Genomic DNA, 346 nt, shown 5'->3' with positions numbered 1-346 from the left:
TTACCTCGCCTTCCAGAAGAATTATGGCAAGAGCGTGAAAGTCAGAGCACCCGGAATGTTCGTCGAACAATTGCGTCGCAAGGCTGAAAGTGCTGGCGGCAAGTTGATTGATTTGCACACCTGGTCTCTGAAAATGTCGCAGTACGACCACACCACCGAAGTTTGCACAAAGAAGCCGCTCAGTCAGCGGTGGCATGTGCTGGGGGATGGGTCGGGAGTCGTGCAACGGGATGTGTATTCCGCATTCCTCGCACGCTGCGTTATGAGCAACACGCACCACCCATCCCATATTGAAACGATGTGGGCGGCTCAGAAACCTGTGCTGCTGCAAACGGGGTGGCTGCGT

1 pseudogene is annotated in these 346 nt (G+C 54.9%); it reads left to right on the top strand.

Annotated features, from left to right (window positions below):
* Positions 1–346 (top strand): annotated as a pseudogene (locus IV91_RS0111215) (transposase); the annotation flags it as partial.

Origin of the sequence: Ferrovum myxofaciens, assembly GCF_000735045.1 — a bacterium.
GTDB lineage: Bacteria > Pseudomonadota > Gammaproteobacteria > Burkholderiales > Ferrovaceae > Ferrovum > Ferrovum myxofaciens.
Note: the sequence above shows the minus strand (reverse complement) of the source record. Positions and strands in the feature narration are given on the sequence as shown.